Below are 18,341 nucleotides of genomic sequence, written 5' to 3' on the forward strand. Positions count from 1 at the left end.
CATTCGCGACGGGAGGACGCCATGAACGCCATTGCCGCTACGTCGAAGTCCGGGTTCATCACCGCGCCGTATGTGCCGCTGGAGAAGAAGCGGCTGCCCGCGGGCAGGCCGCGCCGCTGGTACGTGGCGCACAATCGCAGGCTCAAGGCCATGCGATTGACCATCGCGCTGCTCGATTCCGGTGTGTACCTGCCGAATCAGGCGACCAACGAGACGATCCGGCGCACCGCAGGCCAGATAGAACTGCGTCCACCTTCCGACACCACCTGCCGGCTCGTGCGCACCCTGCTGCGCTACAGCCGGTGATCCCGAAACGCCGAAGGCCCGCCACGGTGGGCGGGCCTTCGGGCGGTCTCGGCCGCCTAACGGCTGCTGCTGCGGCGGCTCTTCTTGCGCGGTGGCGGCAGCAGGCCTTCGGCGCGCAGCCGCGAGGCGTGCTCGGCCAGCGCCTCCACCAGCGGACCCACCTGCGCGGTCTCGGGCTGCACGTCCACACGCAGACCGAACTCGATCGCGGTCTCGGCCGTCTTCGGGCCGATGCAGGCGACGATGGTGCGTGCGTGCGGCTTGCCCGCGATGCCCACCAGGTTGCGGACCGTGGAGGACGAGGTGAACAGGACCGCGTCGAAACCGCCGGTCTTGATCATCTCGCGGGTCTCCGCCGGCGGCGGCGAGGCGCGCACGGTGCGGTAGGCGGTGACGTCGTCGATCTCCCAGCCGCGCTCACGCAGGCCCTCGGCCAGGGTCTCGGTGGCGATGTCGGCGCGCGGCAGCAGCACCCGGTTGACCGGGTCGAACACGTCGTCATACGGCGGGAAGTCGGCGAGCAGGCCCTCGGAGGACTGCTCCCCGCTCGGCACCAGTTCGGGGTTGATGCCGAAGGAACGCACCTTCTCCGCGGTGGCCTCGCCGACACAGGCGATCTTCACCCCGGAGAACGCCCGCGCGTCCAGACCGAACTCGGCGAACTTCTCCCACACCGCGCGCACCGCGTTGGTGGAGGTGAACACCACCCACTGGTAGCGGCCGTCGACCAGGCCCTTCACCGCGCGTTCCATCTGCGCTGGGCTGCGCGGCGGCTCGACCGCGATGGTCGGCACCTCCATCGGGATGGCGCCATGGGTCACCAGCCGCTCGCTCATCTCGCCTGCCTGGTCCTTGGTGCGCGGTACCAGCACGGTCCAGCCGTAGAGCGCACGCGACTCCCACCACGACATCTTCGAACGCTTGTCGACTTCCTTGCCGACCGTGACGACCAGCGGGCCGACCAGCTCGGAGGCGGCGTTGTTCAGGGTGGCCAGGGTGGCCTCGATGGTGCGCTGCTGGCGGGTGGTGCCACGCACCGTCACCGCGACCGGGGTCTGCGGGGCGAGCCCGTGCTCGACCAGCGCGCTCGCGGTCTCGGCCAGGTGGCCGGAGGTGGCGTTGAGCACCAGCGGACCGGGCGCGGCGGCCAGCGCCGCCCAGTCCACCTCGCCGCGCACATCGGCCTCGGTGTGCCCGGACCCGAGAGCGATACCGGCGTAGCTGGGCACCGCGGAGCCGTTGGGCAGGCCGGGCAGCACCTCGAACACCATGTGCGACCGGGTGACGGCGTTGACCTCGTTGATCACCGAATCGGTGGTCAGCGGATCGCCGGCCACGACCCGGACCACGTCGTGGCCGCCGCGGGCCTCGGCGATCAGGGTCTTGGCCACCTCGTTCGGTTCGCCGAGGGCGGGCCGCACGTCGACCGGACGTTCGCCGTCCTCGGCCGCGGGCACGGCGGCGCCGATCAGCGCGAGCACGCCCTTGTCGACATCGGGGTCGGTGAACGCCAGCGTCGCCCGCTCGAGCACCTCACGGGCGCGCACGGTCAGCAGGGCCGGGTCGCCGGGGCCGGATCCGACGAAAAGGATCCGCCCTGGTTGCTTCTTGGTGGCTCGGCTGCTCATCGGTTGTTCTCCATCGGGCTGGAATTGGTGAAGTCAGTGGCCGGCTCCGGCTCGTCCACGCTCAGCAGAGCGCGGGCGCCGAGATCCAGCAGTTCGCGCGCCAGGGCGCGGCCGAGCTCCGCCGCGTCCTGCGGCGCGCCCACGATCGAGGCGCGCAGTACGTCGGAGCCGTCGATCGCGGCGGCACACGCGCGCAGCGACAGTTCCTCGAAGATGCGTCCGTCCTCGTCGATCGACTCGACGACCTCGGCGATGGCGCCGATCGGGGCGGTGCAGCCCGCCTCGAGCTCGCCCAGCAGCGCTCGCTCGGCGAGCACCGCGGATCTGGTCGGCGCGTCGTCGAGCCCGGCGAGTATGTCGATGAGCTGGGGGTCGTCGCTGCGGCATTCCACCGCCAGGGCGCCCTGTGAGGGGGCGGGCAGCATCTGCACCGGCTCGAGCGATTCGGTGATCGCGTCGGTGCGGCCGATCCGCGACAGGCCGGCCCGGGCGATCACGATGGCGTCGAGTTCGCCCTCGCTCACCTTGCGCAGGCGCGAGTCGATATTGCCGCGCAACGGCACGATGTCGAGTCCGAGGCCGAGCGCGCGCAGCTGCGCGGCGCGGCGCGGCGCCGAGGTGCCGACGACGGCGCCGGCGGGCAGCTCACCGAGGACCAGGCCGTCGCGGGCGACCAGCGCGTCGCGCGGGTCCTCGCGGGGCGGGATCGCGGCAATGGTGAAACGCGGGTCCTGCGCGGTGGGCAGATCCTTGTACGAGTGCACCGCGACGTCGATGGTGCCCGCGGCGAGCTCGTCGCGCAGCGCGGAGGTGAACACGCCGACACCGATCTTCTGCACCGGATCCGACGACAGGTCGCCGGGGGTCTTGATGACCACCAGTTCGGCGGGCTGGCCCGCCGCGATCAGCGCGTCACGAACGGTGCCCGCCTGTGTCAGGGCGAGCAAGCTGCCGCGCGTGCCGATCCGCCACGGCGCACGAGTGCTGCCTGCGGTCACGGTGTCCTCTTCCTGCACTGTCGTGGTCATGCCGTTTCCTCCTGCGCATTCCCGAGCGGGCCCACGTGGTTACGCGAGCTGCCTGCATCGGGCCTTGACTCGGTCATGCGGGCCTGCCCATCGCCGAGGTGCCCTGCGGTGAAGTCGTCGGCCAGCGCGGACTCGGCCGCCGCGACCTCCATCGGAGCGGCAACCGCTTGCACCGCACCAGGTTTGAGTTCGAACAGTTCGCGCAACGCCTCGGCGTAGCTGTCGCCGCCCGGCGTGGACGCCAGCTGTTTGACGCGCACCGTCGGCGCGTGCAACAGCTTGTCGACGACGCGGCGCACGGTGCGCGCCACCTCGTCGCGGGCCGGGTCGGCCAGGTCGGGCAGCCGCGAGTCCAGGCGGAGCAGTTCGGCCTCCACCACGTCGGCGGCCCGCTGACGCAACGCGGCCACCGTGGGGGTGACCTCGGCCATGCGTTGCCCGGCAAGATATTTGGTGAGTTCGTCGGCGACGATGAGGCGCGCGGCGGCGGTGTCGTCGGCCGCGGCGCCCGCGGCCGGATCGCGCTGCAGCGATTCGATGTCGATGACGGCCACGCCCGGCAGCCCGGCCACGGCGTGTTCCACATCGCGCGGCAGACCGAGGTCGCAGAAGACCAGCGGCCGCTCGGCGGCGTCGGTGTTGCCACGGCCCGCGAGCGCGCGATGGGTGTCGGCCAGGGTGACCACGGCCCCGACCGCGCCGGTACAGGTGAGCACCACGTCCGCGCCGGCCATGGCCTCGGTGAGCCCCGACATCTCGACCGCCACGGCGTCGACGCCGTGCATGGCCCGCCCGGTCTCGGCGAGGCGCTGGGCGCGTTCGAGTGTCCGGTTGACGACCAGGATCCGCCCGATCCCGGCCCGCGAGAGATGCGCGACCGCCAGGCCACCCATCGCGCCCGCGCCGAGCACCACCGCGGTCCGGCCGGTGAGCTCGCCGACGACACCGCGTGCCCGGTCCAGCGCCACCGACACCACCGACGCGCCGGCCCGGTCGATCCCGGTCTCCGAATGCACCCGCTTGCCCACGCGCAGCCCGTGCTGGGCCAGCTCGTGCAGGGTGCGCCCGACCGCCTGCTGCCCGTCGGCGCTGGCGTAGGCGCTGCGGATCTGGCTGAGCACCTGCTGCTCGCCGACCACCATCGAGTCCAGGCCGCTGGCGACCGCGAACAGGTGCTCGGCGGCGGCCTCGCTGTAGCGCACGTAGGCGTGCTTGGTGAGGTCGCCCAGCGGCAGCCCGGAGTGCTTGGTGAGCAACTCGCTCACCTCGCCGAGCCCGCCGTGGAAGGCGTCGACCACCGCGTAGACCTCGACACGGTTGCAGGTGGAGACGATCATCGCCTCGGAGACGTGGCTGGAGGCGAGCAGCCGGTCGACCAGCTTCGGCCGGTCGGCCTCGCTGATGGCAACCTTCTCGAGCACGGAGACGGGCGCACTCCTGTGCGAAATCCCGACCAGTAGAACGCTCATGGGGTGATCACCGATCCCTTGGTGCTTGGCTCCGTTGCCGAGTGGGGCGTGGCCGAGTGCGGCGCGTTGCGACGCTGCGGCCTGGTGCGCACCGGTTCGACCGGCGCGGAATGCGTGAGGGCGGGATGGCTCTGCGGCGGCACCCGGCGTGCGACCCGGCCGGACCCGGCGGCCTCGGGCAGGGCGGGCGCGTCGTTGCGCGCGGCGTCGAAGGACAGCATCTGCAGTTCCATCGCCAGGTCGACGCGGCGGACCTCCACATGGGCGGGCGCGCGCAGTTCGCACGGGGCGAAGCTCAGGATCGAGGGCAGGCCGGCCGCGACCAGGTGGTCGCACACGTCCTGGGCGGCCTCGTCGGGTACCGCGAGGACCGCGATGGTCGGGGCCAGGGCCGGGATCTGGTCGGCGATCAGGTCGATATCGCGCACCACGAGTCCGGCGTACGAGTGTCCGATCACCGCCGGGTCGTTGTCGAAGATCCCGACCACGGTGAAGCCTCGTACCCCGAAACCGCCATAGCCGACCAGGGCGCGGCCCAGATTCCCCGCGCCGATCAGCACCACCCGATGTCCCTGCGACAGACCGAGCACGTCCTCGATCCTCGTGCGCAATTTGGCTACGTCATAGCCGACACCCCGCACGCCGTTGGGTCCGAGGAAGGAAAGATCCTTGCGCAGCTTGGCCGAATTGACACCCGCCGCGACAGCTAGTTCCTCACTCGATACGATGACTACACCCTCGTCGGCCAACCCGGCGAGAACCCGGAGATAGGTAGCGAGACGAGTCACCGTGGCCTGCGGAATGTCCCGCTGAAGAGCCTTGCCGGAGACGCCACCTGGCGTCTCGTGCTGCTCTGTCACGTCGTCGGCTCCTCGTGCCGGGCCTGATCGCGGTCCGGTTCCTGTCGTTCGTTCACCGGTTGGGGTCGCTAAGTTGCGAGTACAAAACCCGGCCACCGCCGCTGCGTGAAGCGGCGGTGCGGATTGCGTGCCACCACCGTAACCGCTTGTGCAGGCGTTCACAAAGTCGGTGAAATTGGCCTCATTTTCCGCCGCGACCAGCGAAACGGCTCAGGTCTGCTCGCAAACGGGGCTCGTCGACGTCGAAATAGCTGTGTTCACGGCCGTCCAACAGGACCACCGGCAGCCGATCGCCGTACTCGGCGCGCAGGCCGGGGTCCTCGGCGGCGGCTTCGTCGACGTCCACGGTGCGCACCGGGAGACCGAAATCACCGCAGATCGTCTCCAATTGCGCCAGTGCCGTGGTGCACATACCGCAACCGGCGCGGGTCAACAGGGTCACGATGGGTGTGGGATTCGTCATGACCCTTATTTAATCCCCGAGCCCGGCGCGGGTTGTCGGAGTATCCGGTTACTGTGGACATGGTTCGCGCGACTAGCGGAGGGTACTGGTGCCGGAACGTTCGAAGGTGACTAGGGCCGGATTCGTCGCAGGGCGATTCGGGGAGTTCCCTGCGCGGTGGCAGCCCAGCCGCCTCGGTCAGGAGCTACAGGAGCAGTTCGCACGGCTGCCGCGCAGCCCGTTCGGACCGAGCGAAGAGGAGCTGCGCGCCAATCTGGCCGGTGAGGCCAGTGCCGATGCCGCACTCACCCTGCACGACGCCGAACTGGCCGAGCAGGGCGATGACGCGGGCCCCGAGGTCCCCCGCGACCTCACCGCCGCCGCGTTCTTCGACGTGGACAACACGCTGGTGCAGGGCGCCTCGATCGTGCATTTCGCCCGCGGCCTGGCCGCGCGCAAGTACTTCAAGACCTCCGATCTGGTCGATGTCGCCTGGAAGCAGGTGAAGTTCCGGGTCACCGGCAAGGAGAACTCCTCCGATATGGCCTCGGGCCGGGAGAAGGCGCTCAGCTTCATCGCGGGCAGGCCGACCGCCGAACTCGCCGCGCTCGGCGAGGAGATCTACGACGAGATCATCGCCGACAAGATCTGGCCGGGTACCAGGGCGCTGGCCCAGATGCACCTCGACGCCGGTCAGCAGGTGTGGCTGGTCACCGCGACCCCGGTCGAGCTGGCCAATGTGATCGCCAAGCGTCTCGGCCTGACCGGTGCCCTGGGCACCGTCGCCGAGAGTGTCGACGGCAAGTTCACCGGCCGCCTCGTCGGCGACATCCTGCACGGCCTCGGCAAGGCGCACGCGGTGCGCACCCTCGCCATCCGCGAGGGCCTCAATCTCAAGCGCTGCACCGCCTACTCCGACAGCCACAACGATGTCCCGATGCTGTCGCTGGTCGGCACCGCGGTCGCCATCAATCCCGATTCGGACCTGCGCGAGGTCGCCAAGAACCGCGGCTGGGAGATCCGTGACTTCCGCACCGGCCGCAAGGCCGCCAAGATCGGCGTCCCCACCGCCCTCGCCCTGGGCGCGGCGGGCGGCGCGGTCGCCGCGGCAGTGGCCCGCCACCGCGACAACTGAGCCGGTCGGGTGCCGTGTCGACGGCGCCCGGCCTCAACCGAACACAGCGTTTCGGCGTTTGGCCAGCAACTTGTACAGGGTCTGCTGAATTGTTTCGCGGACCTGGTCGGTGACTTCGAACATGGTCATCGGGTCGTCGGCTTCCTCGGGTTCGAAGGCCGCTGTCGGAATGGGCTCGCCGAACTCGATGTACCACTTGGACGGCATCGGAATTGCGCCGAGCGGGCCCAAATGCGGGAACAGCGGGGTCACCGGGAAATAGGGCAATCCGAGCAAACGGGCCAGCGGCTTGATATCGGCCAGTTTCGGATAAATCTCCTCCGAGCCGACGATCGAGACCGGAATGATCGGCACGCCGGTGCGCACCGCCGCGGAAACGAAGCCGCCACGGCCGAATCGCTGCAACTTGTACCGATCGGCGTAATTCTTTCCGACGCCCTTGAAACCTTCCGGGAAAACACCGGCGATGTGTCCGGACCGCAGCAGGCGCTCGGCGTCGGGATGGCAGGCCAGGGTGTGCCCGGCCTTGCGGGCCAGCGCGCCCAGCATGGGGAGTTCGAAGATGAGGTCGGCGGCCAGCAACCGCAGCGCGCGCTGCTGGGGGTGCTTGTCGTGGACCGCCAGTTGCAGCATCAGCCCGTCCAGCGGCACGGTGCCTGCGTGGTTGGCGACCAGCAGCGCGCCCCCGGTGGCGGGGATGTTCTCGATACCGGCGGTCTCCACCCGGAACCAGTAGTCCGACAGCGGGCGCAGGGCGGGCAGGATGACCGATTCGAGCAGGTGGCGGTCGTAGCCGAACTCGTCGATCTGGTAGTCGCCGGTGAGGCGGCGGCGCGCGAACTCGGCGGTCTTCTCGATCTGGTCGCCGAGAGTGTCGCGGACGATGTCGGACAGGGTCTTCGGGGGACGCGGCGGCATGCCCGGCCTGCGCTCGCTCAGCGAGGTGACCGGCATCGCCTGCATCGGCTGATCCGGCCAGCGTCGAGCCGGCGGTCGGTGTCGGGTCTCGACATTCACGTCGAGACGGATGACTTTCGCTCCCTCGTTCATGTATGCGCTCCTGAACCAGCCCCGATGAGACCGAGCAGTTTGTTTTCCGCGGCGTCGATCCAAGCCGGATCGAAGACGGGCCGCAACGCTGCGCCCGCGATGAAATCGTCGAAAGCCTGGACCGTGGTCCAGCGTGGCGTGAAACCGAGTTCGGTACGCATACGGGTGGTGTCGAGCCCGCAGCCGAAGTAGAAATAGTCGGGTTGTTCCCCGCTGAATCCGCGCATGATCGGACCCATCAGCGTGCGCCCGACCGTACGGAAGGCGAAGAACGGCACCGGGACGACCACGCGCCCGGCCCGCCGGATCGCCTGCGACATGGCCAGCGCGCCGTCACCGGCGACATTGACCGTGCCACCATTGGCCCGCAGCGCGGCGTGCACCAGCACCGCTACCGCGTCCTCCTCGTGCAGCAATTGCAGCCTGGCCTCACGACCCAGCACGGTCGGCGTGATCGGCGACCGCAGATATTGCACGCCGCGATCGGCCAGCCGGGGACCGACAATCGGCGCGAAACGCAGAATCGACGCGGAGATGTCCGGCCTGCGCCTGGCCATCCCGCGGACCACCGCCTCGATATCGATCATGTCGCGCGAGAACCAGCCGGCGGGCGGGGTCCGCGCACCCATTTCCTCGGTGAATTTCGCCGGGTCCTTGGCACTGCATCCGTAGACGGCCGAGGACGAGCGGATCACCACACGCCGCACCGACGGCGCCTTCTGGCACACGGCGAGCAATTGCATCGCCCCGAGGACATTGAGGTCTTTCATCACCGCGCGGCCACCACCGGCGGGCGGGCGGGTGAGCACCGACGCGTGCACCACGGTGTCGACGTCGTTGCCCTCGACGACCTTGCGGATCAGCGGATTGCGGATGTCGGCGCGGACGAACTCGGCGCCGCCCATCTTGCGCCGCAGCTCCCGGCTGGGGGTCATGGTGTCGACGGCGATCACCCGTTCGACACCGGGTTCGGCGGCGAGCCGGGCCGCGACATTGCCGCCGAAGAAGCGGCTGGCACCGGTGACCAGCACTACCTTCGGCACGTGGCGTACCCGTGCGTCGGAACTCGAACCTGACCCCACTCAAAGCCCCCTGCTTCTCATGTTTTCCCGCGTACCAGAGTAGCCGCATTCGCGCTACCCGCCGTCACGATCAACAAGCATTTAACACAAACCCGACCATTTCACAGCGAGAGCCCGCCACCGCGAAGGTGACGGGCTCGTCGCAGGCATGCGGGCTTACTTGCCGAGTTTGCGCCGCTGCACACGCGTGCGGCGAAGCAGCTTGCGGTGCTTCTTCTTCGACATACGCTTGCGGCGCTTCTTGATCACAGAACCCATAGGGTTTCCTCGCGTTCTCTCTACTCGGCATACACACGCGGTGTCGCGTGCGTCTTCTGGTGTCCGCGCCGCCGGGGCGCACCGGACACCACGAAGCGGTGCCACCGGCAGGCGGACACGAACCGAGGCCCAATGCTACCGGGGCACCGGCACAGCGACGAAACCGCCCTGTACCTGGCCGGGCTTGATCAGCCGGCGTCGAAGTAGGACGTCTCCAGGTAGTCGTGCACCGCCTTCGCGTGCACCCGGAAGGAACGTCCGACCCGCACCGCGGGCAGTTCACCCGAGTGCACGAGCCGGTACACCGTCATCTTCGACACCCGCATGAGGGCGGCGACTTCGGCGACGGTGAGAAACTGCGTGCCACCGCCGATCACCGGTTGTCCCTGCGGGGCACCGGCCCGGGGAGCGGGCGAACCCGATCCACCACCCGACGCCGGTGAATTACTTGCAGACATTCTGTTCGCAGACATCATGGCACCATTGACCTCCGGCACGTCCGCGCCGCCGGCTTCCCCACCGGCGGAACAGACACGCACGTGCTTCTACGAGCTTAGCGGGACCAGTGGGATTACTGCGACGGGTGTGAGAAATCGGTTTTCATCCCGGGTACCCGATCGTCATTCGTTCGATGCGCCGTGTTCGGCGGAACGTTGCTTGGCGGCGTGCAATGCCTCGATGAAGGTCGACCGCAGCGAGCCGCGTTCGAGTTCGCGCACCGCCGCAGCAGTCGTGCCGCCGGGCGAGGTGACCGCCCCGCGCAGGTCGACCGCGCTCTGTTCGGTCTGCTCGAGCAGTGCCGCCGCGCCGATCATGGTCTGGGTGACCAGCTCGCTGGCGACATCGCGGGTCAGGCCGAGGCCGACACCGGCGTCGATCATGGCTTCCACGACGAGGAAGAAATAGGCGGGCCCGGAACCGGAGACCGCGGTGACCGCGTCCATCTGCGACTCGGGCACCGTCACCACCTTGCCGACGGCTTCGAGCATCTCGCCGACCTGCTCGAGCTGTTCGGGCTTGGCGTAGCGGCCGGGCGAGAGCACGCTCATCCCCTGACCCACCAGCATCGGCGTATTCGACATCACCCGCACCACCGGGTAGCCCGCGGGCAGCTTGTTCTCCAGATGCCCGGTGGTGACCCCGGCGGCCAGCGACACCAGCACCTGGTCGGCGCCGGTGTCGAGGTCGGCCTTGGACAGGTCGGTGAGCACCGAGTCGACCACGCCGGGCTTGACCGCGATCACGACGACGTCGGCGCCGACCACCGCGTCGGCGACCGACTTGCTGACCCGGATCTTGAACCGGTCGGCGAGCTGGGCCGCGCGCGCGGCCGACGGCTCGACAACGACCAGATCCTTGGTCGCCCGGCCGGATTCCAGCAATCCGGCGATCAACGCCTCACCGATCCGACCGCCACCGACCACCGCAATTCTCGTCATGCGGTCCAGGTTAGTGGTGCGGGGTCGATCAGCGCGCCGCCGGGATCAGCGCCAGCTGGCGGCTCTGCGCCACGACGGCACCGGTCGAGTCGATGACCAGCTGGTCCTCGTCGAACATCCGCTCACCGACCTCGCGGGCGGTCGCGATGACGCGCAACCAGCCGGGGGCGGGCACCCGGCGCAGGTAGGTGGTCATCTGCACGGTCGGCGCCCAGCCGAAGTGGCCGAGGTTCATCGGCACCGGCGGGCTCATGTCGGCGGCCATCATGGCGAAGGCGGCGCGCACCAGCGGGTCGGATTCGTCGCCGTCGAACGGGCGGATCCACAGCCGCAGCCGCGGCGGGCCGGACTCCCCGCGCAGGAACTCCGCCCAGCTCGGGTCGATGAGCACGTGCGCGCCCTGGCTGACGTGCACGATCTTGCCCATCGCCGAGTCGGGGGTGTAGCGCATGGCCGCGTCGCTGGGCTCGGCGGGCATGTCGGAGTCGGGGCCGCTCCAGCGCGTGGCCGCGGTGTCGAGGTGACCGAAGGTGAACGCGGTGCGCACCAGCGTGCGGCCGTTCTGGATCAGTTCGGTGTCGGCCAGGCAGATCTGGCGGCCCTTCTTGCGGATGTGGACCGCGTACTCGACCTCGCCCGGGTCGGGGGCGCCGAGGAAGTCGGAGCTGGCCGCGATCGGGGCCATCCGCCCGAAGGATTCGCCTGCCTCGGTGAGCCAGCGGGTGGCCGCGGCGGCGCTGGAGGCGACCATGGTGCCGCCGTGCACCTTGGGACCGATGGTCCAGGTGGGCGCGATGACGCCGGCGTAGCGGCCGGTGTCGGCATCGGTCGTGGTGAGCTCGGTCAGGTCGACGACCTGACTGAACGGCGCGTCGGTCGCGAGTTCTCGCGTCATCGTCACTCCTGGTCGAGGTTCAATTCGTACAGCGTACAAGCCAGCGACCGCGACCACTATTCCCGCCCGGGGTAGCCGTCACGTCAGGTCGGCGTGACTCGGTCGCGGATCCGGGGTGGCGCCGGTGAGATGACGGCGGGCGAATTCCAGGGTGCGGGCCAGCAGCGCCGAGCGCTCGGCGGTGGTGCGCGCGTTCTGGGTGTTGATCTCGGCCACCGCGTGCCCGGTGAAACCGGTGTGCACCAGGTGCTCGCACAGCTGCGCGCACGGCTGGGTGCCCTCGCCGGGGACCAGGTGCTCGTCGTGCGCGGCGCCACGACCGTCGGCCAGATGCAGATGCACCAGCCCCGAACCCATCCGCGCGGCCAGCTCCAGCGCGTCGGCGCCCGCGGTCGCGGTGTGCGACAGATCGAGGGTGTAGTGGTCGAAGCCGATATCGGTGGGGTCGTAGGACGGGCTGAACGCGCTCACCGCAGGCCCCGGCCCGGAGCGGCGTTCGAGCCTGCGCACCGAGCCCTCGCGGAACAGCGTGTCCGCGCGCATCGGGAACATGTTCTCCACCGCGACCCGCACCGGATAGTTCGACTCCAGCTCACCGACCTGCTCGGCGAAGCCCTTGGCGTAGCGGCGCTGCCAGCGGAACGGCGGATGCACCACCACCGTATCGGCGCCCAGCGCCTCGGCGGTGCGCACACTGCGCTCCAGCTTGGCGACCGGATCGGCACCCCACACCCGCTGCGAGATCAGCAGACACGGCGCGTGCACAGCCAGCACCGGCACGCCGTAGCGCTTGGCATAGGACTGCACCGTCGCGATGTCCTGGCTGGCCGGCTCGGCCCAGACCATCAATTCCACACCGTCATAACCCAATTCGGCGGCGTAGCGAAACGCCGCCTGGGTGTTCTCCGGATACACCGACGCCGTCGAGAGCCCGATTTCGATGTCAGCCCGCGCGTTCCCCACAGCCCACTCCCTGTATTCAGCTGGTACTGAGGAGAAAGGCTAGCGGTCCCAACGTCACGAAGACGCCCACGACGACAGCGATCACAGTGCTGAAGATGTCGTCGGTGCGGCGCAGCACCCGCACCAGCGCGACCAGACCGAGGATCACGACCATCGCGAGCGCGAGCGCCACCCACGGCAGCGTCTCCCACATCGTCTCGAAACCCTTGAACAGCAACATTCCCGCGACCGCGGCACCCACGCTCTGCCCGGCCAGGATCAGCCACTGGCGGCGGTTGGCGTCCTCGGCGCTGCCGCCACGCGCCAGCCGCGATACCCGGCTGCCCTCCCGGTCCGGCGTGGCCGCACCCGACCGGGACGTGGCCCGGCTCGCGCGCGACTTGGCGCGGCTCGCGCGCGATTTGGCCTGGCTCGCCCGCGATCTGGCCCGCTTCGCCATCTTCGAGGCGGCCGCCCTGGTCGCCGCGCGCTTGCTCGACCTGGTCCGTTCGGGCTCGTCGTCCTCGTCGTCGTCGTAATAGTCGTCATCGTCGTACTCGCCGTCGGCGTACTCGGCGTCGGAGTAGTCGTTGTCGGCGTAATCGCGGTCGACGTAATCGGTTTCGGCGTAATCGTCGGTATCGGGGTCGCTGCCGCCGAGGGAGTAGACCTCGGTGTGCGCGTCGGCGTCGGGACCCTGCTCGGCGCGCTGGCGCAGCAGGTCACCGGCCACCGACTGACCGGAGATCAGCGGCTGCTCCTGGCTGACCGGCGACCACGCCGCGGTCGGGAAGCCGCCACTCTCCGGGGCGTTGCCGGTATCGGGACGATGCCTGCGCGCCGACCAGGACGGCAGCTTCGACTTCTCCGTCCCCGGCGCGGGCCGCCTGCGTTCCAGCTCGGGACGCGGGGCCTCGACCGGCGGGGCGGCGTTGAACGCCTGAGTGGCGTTGAAATCCGGACCCGGCCCGAACGGATCGGGCTGGCCGTTGAACCCGGGCCCCTGACCGTTGAAGCCCGGGTCGTTGAACGGGCGCGGCGGCTCGTACCCATTCGGGGCATACCCGGTGGGTTCCGGCGACCACGCGGGCGCGGGTTCCGGCGTCCACGCCGCGGTCGGCGCGGGATCCGGGGTCCACGCGGGCGCCGGATCGGGGGTCCACGCCGGTGCGGGCGGTGCCGCGGCTTCCTCGGCCGCCTCGGCGGCCCGCCTGCGCGCGGCCCGGCCACCGGTGACCGGCGGCGGCTGCGGCGGTTCGGGGAACGACGCGGCCTCGGGTGCCGCGTCGGGCTCGGCCCGGCGACGCCGGCCACCGCCACCGACCGCGGGGATCGCCCCGGAACCGAACATCTGGGCGATATCGGGGTCGACCGGCGCGGCGGGCGTCGCGTCCGGCACGCCGAGGCGCCCCGGCCCGCGCCCGGTCGCCGGGGTGCCGAGATCACGGGCCTCGGCCCGGAACGGACCGAACGGATCGGCCGCCGGACGCGGTCCGGCCACCCCGAGCGGGTCGTTGGGATCGAAGCGGGTGATCGGGCCGGACGGAGGCGAATACACCGGCTCGGCCGGGCCCGGCGGCGGATACGGCGCGGGCTGGTAACTCGGCGGCGGTTCGTAACTCGCGGGCGGCGCCGGTTCGGGCGCCGGCGCGTAGGTGGGTTCGGGGGCCGCGGGAGCGGCGTGCGAGCTGGGACCGGAGCGGACGGTGGCGTTCTCGCCGGTCAGATCGGTGACCGAGAGTCCCCGACCGCTGCGCCTGCGCCGGCCACCGCCACCGCTGGCCGGGGCCGCCGCACCCTGCGCCGCATTGCGGGCCAGCAGCTCGGCGACCGACAGCTGTTTGGAATCCTCGCTCATGCCGACTCCGCTCTCGTCACCGACGCGATCGGCGGGACGGCGACCGGGCCCCCGTTCGGCTCGGTGTCGAGCTTGCGCAGGATGAGGCCCTCACGCAGCGCCCATGGGCAGATCTCGATGCTGTCGAGCGACAACGCCCGCATACTCGCCTCCGCGACCAGTGCGCCGGCCACCAACTGCTGGGACCGGTCCGAACTCACACCTTCCAGTTCCGCGCGGTCCGACGCGGTCATCCGGGAGATGAACGCGATCAGCTGCCGCAGTCCGGAGCTGGTCAGTGTACGGCGCACGCGCGGGCCCGCGGCCGAGGGTGCCGCGCCGGTCAGCCGGGCCAGGGAACGGAAGGTCTTGGAGGTGCCGACGGCCAGATCGGGCCTGCCCACCTCGATGACGGCTTTGGCCGGAACCACCAGTTCGGCGTCGAGCCAGTCGCGCAGCACCGCGATCTTGCGCTTGCCCGGCGGGTCGTCACGCAGCCATTCCCTGGTCAGCCTGCCCGCGCCGAGCTGCAGCGACAGCGCGACATCGGGTTCCTCGTCGCCGCCGTTGGACATCTCCAGCGAGCCGCCGCCGATATCGAGATTGATGATGCGCCCCGCGCTCCAGCCGAACCAGCGGCGCACCGCGAGGAAGGTCACCCTGGCCTCTTCCTCACCGGAGAGCACCTCCAGATCGACGCCGGTGCTGGCGCGCACCCGGGCCAGCACTTCGTCGGAATTGGTGGCCTCACGCAGCGCGGAAGTGGCGAACGGCATCAGCTCGACACAGCGCGAATTGCGCGCCAGATCGGCGAACTCGGCGATCGTCGTGATCAACCTGTCCTCGCCCTCGGCGGTGATCCGGCCGTCGGAGTCCATGTTCTCCGACAGGCGCAACGCCGACTTCGACGAGCTCATGGGCATCGGGTGTCCACCACGATGCGCGTCCACCACGAGCAGGTGAACGGTATTGCTTCCGACATCGAGAACACCAAGCCGCACACGAATACGGTACTTGGTGATCCGGTACTACAGGCCAGGCGACTGAACTGTTAGCGTCACGAGTTGTGACCGATGGCGCAGCGGGCAACCCCGGGTCCGGGCTCCGACCTGGGCGGAAGATGGATCCGAGCCCGGAGGTCGACCTCGACTTCCCGCGGGAATGGATCGAGTTCACCGACCCAGCAAACGACGAGCACCAGATCGTCGCCGATCTGACCTGGCTGCTGTCGCGCTGGTCGTGTGTGTTCGGCACCCCGGCCTGTCAGGGCATCATCGCCGACCGCCCCGACGACGGCTGCTGCTCGCACGGCGCGTTCCTCGCCGACAAGGCCGACCGCAAGCGCCTGGCAGGCGCTGTGAAGATGCTCACACCGCAGGACTGGCAGCTGATGGGCGAGGCCACCGAGAAGGGCAAGGTCGTCAAGAAGGGTTACCTCGAACTCGACGAGCTGGAGGACGAACCCGCGCTGCGCACCCGCCGCTTCGACGGCGCCTGCATCTTCCTCAACCGCCCCGGCTTCCCGGCGGGCGCAGGCTGCGCACTGCACATCATGGCGGTGCGCAAGGGCATCGAACCGCTCGAGGTGAAACCGGACGTGTGCTGGCAGCTGCCGATCCGGCGCACCCAGGACTGGGTCGAACGCCCCGACGGGGAACAGATCCTGCGCACTGTGGTCACCGAATACGACCGCCGCGGCTGGGGCCCCGGCGGCCTGGATCTGGACTGGTACTGCACCGGCTCCCCCGACGCCCACGTCGGCACCCGCCCGGTCTGGCAGTCCTACGGCCCCGAACTGCGTGAACTGCTCGGGGCACCGGCCTACAACGAACTCGCCCGGCTGTGCCGGCGCCGCGAAGGCCTCGGCCTGATCGCGGTGCATCCGGCAACAGTCGAGGCCGAACGCCAGGGTTCGTGAGTGGTAGCGGTCAGGCTTCCAGCTTGTAGCCCAGGCCGCGCACGGTGACCAGGTGTTCGGGCTTGGCCGGGTCGGCTTCGATCTTGGAGCGCAGGCGCTTGACGTGCACGTCGAGGGTCTTCGTGTCGCCCACGTAGTCGGCGCCCCACACACGGTCGATCAGCTGGCCGCGGGTGAGTACGCGGCCGGAGTTGCGCAACAGGTATTCGAGCAGGTCGAACTCCTTGAGCGGCAGGGTCACCTGGCCGCCGTTGACGTGCACCGTGTGCCGGTCGACGTCCATGCGCACCGGGCCCGCCTCCAGCACCCCGTTCTCACTGCTGGAGTCCAGCTCGTCGCCGGCACCACGGCGCAGCACGGCGCGGATGCGGGCGATCAGCTCGCGCGCCGAGTACGGCTTGGTGACGTAGTCGTCGGCGCCCAGTTCCAGCCCGACGACCTTGTCGATCTCGCTGTCGCGCGCGGTCACCATGATCACCGGCACGCCGCTGCGGGTGCGTAACTGCTTGCACACGTCGGTACCGCTCATGCCGGGCAGCATCAGGTCCAGCAGCACGATGTCGGCGCCGGAGCGGTCGAACTCGGCCAGCGCGGACGGTCCGTCGCCGACGACGGTGACGTCGAAGCCTTCCTTGCGCAGCAGGAATGCCAGCGGGTCAGCCAGCGACTCCTCGTCCTCGACGATCAACACACTCGTCATCTGCGTGCCTCCACACCGTTCGTTCGACCAGCGGGGTTGCGCTGGGCGATGGTTTCTCTCGTGGTGAGCTCCGGCATCGACGCCGCGTCCTCCTCGCTCTCTGTCTCCAGATGAGCGGGGATGCGCAGCGTGAACGTCGAGCCGGTGCCCAGCTTGCTCCACAGGGTGATTTCACCGTTGTGGTTGGCCGCCACATGTTTGACGATGGCCAGGCCGAGTCCGGTGCCGCCGGTCGAGCGGGAACGGGCCTTGTCGGAGCGGAAGAACCGCTCGAACACCCGTACCTGGTCTTCCTTGGCGATGCCGATGCCACGGTCGGTGACGGCCATCGCGACATGATCGCCGCGCAACGACCGGCTCACCGACACGTGCGAGCCCTGCGGCGAGTACGCGATGGCGTTCTCCACCAGGTTCGACAGCGCGGTGACCAGCAACGTCTCGTCACCGAGCACTTCCAGCCCGCTGGGCCGGTCGGTGCTGACGGTGATGCCTGCTGCCTCGGCGGCGGTGCGCGAGCGGTCGACCGCCTGCTGCACCACCGTGTCGACATCGACGACAGCCAGATCGGGCAGCTTCTCGGCACCCTGCAGGCGCGAGAGCGCGATCAGTTCGGTGACCATCTTGCCCAGCCGCCGCGATTCGGCCAGCACGCGCGAACCGAAGTGCCGCACCGCCTCGGGGTCGTCGGCCGATTCCAGCATGGCCTCGGCCAGCAGGCTCATCGCGCCGACGGGGGTCTTGAGTTCGTGGCTGACATTGGCGACGAAATCGCGGCGGGTCGCTTCCATGCGCGCCTGCTCGGAATCGTCGTCGGCGAACAGCACGACGAAGCTGGTCTCCTCGCGGGAGAGTTTGCGGGCGATGCCACGCACCGCGATCCGGCCGCGACCGGGCGAGGGGTTCTTGGCGGTGAGGTCGTATTCGGCGGCGTCGCCGGTGGCGAGCACCTTCTCCACCGCCGCCCAGGCGCGTTCGTCCAGCAACCGGTTGCGGACCAGGCCGAGTTCTTCGGCGCGCGGGTTCACCAGCACCACGTCGCGGTACTCGTCGACCACGGCGATGCCGCTCTCGGAGGCGAGCACGATCAGGTCGAGCACCTGGGACATGGTCAGCCCGGTGTCTTCCTGGGTACGGGCGGCCTGCCGGGCGTTGACGAACGGGATCAGCAGGCCACCGACTGCCAGTCCGACGACAGCCGCGAGGACTGCCAACAGCACGGCCTGCGGAACACTCACAAGAATGATCGTACGAGTGCCCGGGGACATCCCGGCGCCGGGTCGCAGAAGTTTCGCGCAGGTCACAGGCCCTTGGCGCGGCGTTCTCCTGCCGTTCACCCGACAGGCACCTGCCCG

19 protein-coding genes are annotated in these 18,341 nt (G+C 69.7%); 3 read left to right on the forward strand and 16 right to left on the reverse strand.

Annotated elements, in window-relative coordinates:
* Positions 1-21 precede the first annotated feature (21 nt).
* Positions 22-306, forward strand: coding sequence for a hypothetical protein (locus ACFXK0_RS13930; protein WP_379410511.1), 285 nt, complete (start codon positions 22-24; stop codon positions 304-306).
* Positions 307-362: 56 nt separating this feature from the next.
* On the opposite strand, the gene ACFXK0_RS13935 is transcribed toward ACFXK0_RS13930, so the two are convergent.
* The 5 genes from ACFXK0_RS13935 to ACFXK0_RS13955 all read right to left on the reverse strand — a co-directional run bounded on the left by ACFXK0_RS13935 (position 363) and on the right by ACFXK0_RS13955 (position 5,754).
* Positions 363-1,934, reverse strand: a complete 1,572-nt coding sequence (locus ACFXK0_RS13935; RefSeq protein WP_379410512.1) for a uroporphyrinogen-III synthase — start codon at positions 1,932-1,934, stop codon at positions 363-365.
* On the reverse strand, positions 1,931-2,962 hold the full coding sequence (hemC, locus tag ACFXK0_RS13940; RefSeq protein WP_379410513.1) for a hydroxymethylbilane synthase: 1,032 nt from the start codon (positions 2,960-2,962) through the stop codon (positions 1,931-1,933). Before hemC ends, ACFXK0_RS13935 begins: the two co-directional genes overlap by 4 nt.
* Entirely contained in the window at positions 2,959-4,431 is a 1,473-nt protein-coding gene (locus ACFXK0_RS13945) for a glutamyl-tRNA reductase (protein WP_379410514.1), read from the reverse strand. The genes hemC and ACFXK0_RS13945 overlap by 4 nt, the downstream gene beginning before the upstream one ends.
* The gene (locus ACFXK0_RS13950) at positions 4,428-5,291 is read right to left on the reverse strand and encodes a redox-sensing transcriptional repressor Rex (protein WP_379410515.1); all 864 of its coding nucleotides are present in this window, start codon (positions 5,289-5,291) and stop codon (positions 4,428-4,430) included. Before ACFXK0_RS13950 ends, ACFXK0_RS13945 begins: the two co-directional genes overlap by 4 nt.
* A 181-nt stretch (positions 5,292-5,472) precedes the next feature.
* A complete protein-coding gene (locus ACFXK0_RS13955; RefSeq protein WP_379410517.1) occupies positions 5,473-5,754 on the reverse strand; it encodes a glutaredoxin family protein in 282 nt (93 codons plus the stop codon).
* Positions 5,755-5,842: 88 nt separating this feature from the next.
* On the opposite strand from ACFXK0_RS13955, the gene ACFXK0_RS13960 reads away from it, so the two are divergent.
* Positions 5,843-6,868 carry an HAD family hydrolase gene (locus ACFXK0_RS13960; RefSeq protein WP_379410519.1) on the forward strand — a complete coding sequence of 342 codons (1,026 nt, stop codon included), beginning with the start codon at positions 5,843-5,845 and terminating at the stop codon, positions 6,866-6,868.
* 33 nt (positions 6,869-6,901) lie between these two features.
* Here the strand turns inward: ACFXK0_RS13960 and ACFXK0_RS13965 are convergent, their stop codons facing one another.
* From ACFXK0_RS13965 to ACFXK0_RS14005, 9 genes are all read right to left on the reverse strand, one after another.
* Positions 6,902-7,918, reverse strand: a complete 1,017-nt coding sequence (locus tag ACFXK0_RS13965; RefSeq protein ID WP_379410520.1) for a lysophospholipid acyltransferase family protein — start codon at positions 7,916-7,918, stop codon at positions 6,902-6,904.
* The gene (locus ACFXK0_RS13970) at positions 7,915-8,961 is read right to left on the reverse strand and encodes an NAD-dependent epimerase/dehydratase family protein (RefSeq protein ID WP_379410521.1); all 1,047 of its coding nucleotides are present in this window, start codon (positions 8,959-8,961) and stop codon (positions 7,915-7,917) included. The genes ACFXK0_RS13965 and ACFXK0_RS13970 overlap by 4 nt, the downstream gene beginning before the upstream one ends.
* Before the next feature lie 195 nt (positions 8,962-9,156).
* Positions 9,157-9,258 carry a 30S ribosomal protein bS22 gene (locus tag ACFXK0_RS13975; protein WP_003402602.1) on the reverse strand — a complete coding sequence of 34 codons (102 nt, stop codon included), beginning with the start codon at positions 9,256-9,258 and terminating at the stop codon, positions 9,157-9,159.
* A 188-nt stretch (positions 9,259-9,446) separates the two neighbouring features.
* Positions 9,447-9,716 (reverse strand): helix-turn-helix domain-containing protein, encoded by a 270-nt coding sequence (locus tag ACFXK0_RS13980; protein WP_379410522.1) that lies wholly within the window; start codon positions 9,714-9,716, stop codon positions 9,447-9,449.
* Positions 9,717-9,878: 162 nt separating this feature from the next.
* Entirely contained in the window at positions 9,879-10,697 is an 819-nt protein-coding gene (gene proC, locus ACFXK0_RS13985) for a pyrroline-5-carboxylate reductase (protein ID WP_379410523.1), read from the reverse strand.
* Between the two features lie 28 nt (positions 10,698-10,725).
* Complete coding sequence (locus tag ACFXK0_RS13990) at positions 10,726-11,592, reverse strand: thioesterase family protein (RefSeq protein ID WP_379410525.1); 867 nt, start codon at positions 11,590-11,592, stop codon at positions 10,726-10,728.
* A 78-nt stretch (positions 11,593-11,670) separates the two neighbouring features.
* Positions 11,671-12,528 (reverse strand): sugar phosphate isomerase/epimerase family protein, encoded by an 858-nt coding sequence (locus ACFXK0_RS13995; RefSeq protein ID WP_379410693.1) that lies wholly within the window; start codon positions 12,526-12,528, stop codon positions 11,671-11,673.
* A gap of 43 nt (positions 12,529-12,571) precedes the next feature.
* Entirely contained in the window at positions 12,572-14,392 is a 1,821-nt protein-coding gene (locus ACFXK0_RS14000; protein ID WP_379410526.1) for a hypothetical protein, read from the reverse strand.
* Entirely contained in the window at positions 14,389-15,372 is a 984-nt protein-coding gene (locus ACFXK0_RS14005) for a hypothetical protein (protein ID WP_379410528.1), read from the reverse strand. Before ACFXK0_RS14005 ends, ACFXK0_RS14000 begins: the two co-directional genes overlap by 4 nt.
* A 119-nt stretch (positions 15,373-15,491) precedes the next feature.
* On the opposite strand from ACFXK0_RS14005, the gene ACFXK0_RS14010 reads away from it, so the two are divergent.
* Complete coding sequence (locus ACFXK0_RS14010; RefSeq protein ID WP_379410529.1) at positions 15,492-16,289, forward strand: hypothetical protein; 798 nt, start codon at positions 15,492-15,494, stop codon at positions 16,287-16,289.
* Between the two features lie 10 nt (positions 16,290-16,299).
* Here ACFXK0_RS14010 and ACFXK0_RS14015 read toward each other — a convergent pair whose 3' ends face one another.
* Both ACFXK0_RS14015 and ACFXK0_RS14020 read right to left on the reverse strand, forming a co-directional pair.
* Positions 16,300-16,989, reverse strand: coding sequence for a response regulator transcription factor (locus ACFXK0_RS14015; RefSeq protein ID WP_278261559.1), 690 nt, complete (start codon positions 16,987-16,989; stop codon positions 16,300-16,302).
* Positions 16,986-18,224, reverse strand: coding sequence for a sensor histidine kinase (locus ACFXK0_RS14020; protein WP_379410530.1), 1,239 nt, complete (start codon positions 18,222-18,224; stop codon positions 16,986-16,988). Before ACFXK0_RS14020 ends, ACFXK0_RS14015 begins: the two co-directional genes overlap by 4 nt.
* Positions 18,225-18,341 lie beyond the last annotated feature (117 nt).

This window comes from Nocardia sp. NPDC059177, from assembly GCF_042755165.1.
Classification (GTDB): Bacteria; Actinomycetota; Actinomycetes; order Mycobacteriales; family Mycobacteriaceae; genus Nocardia.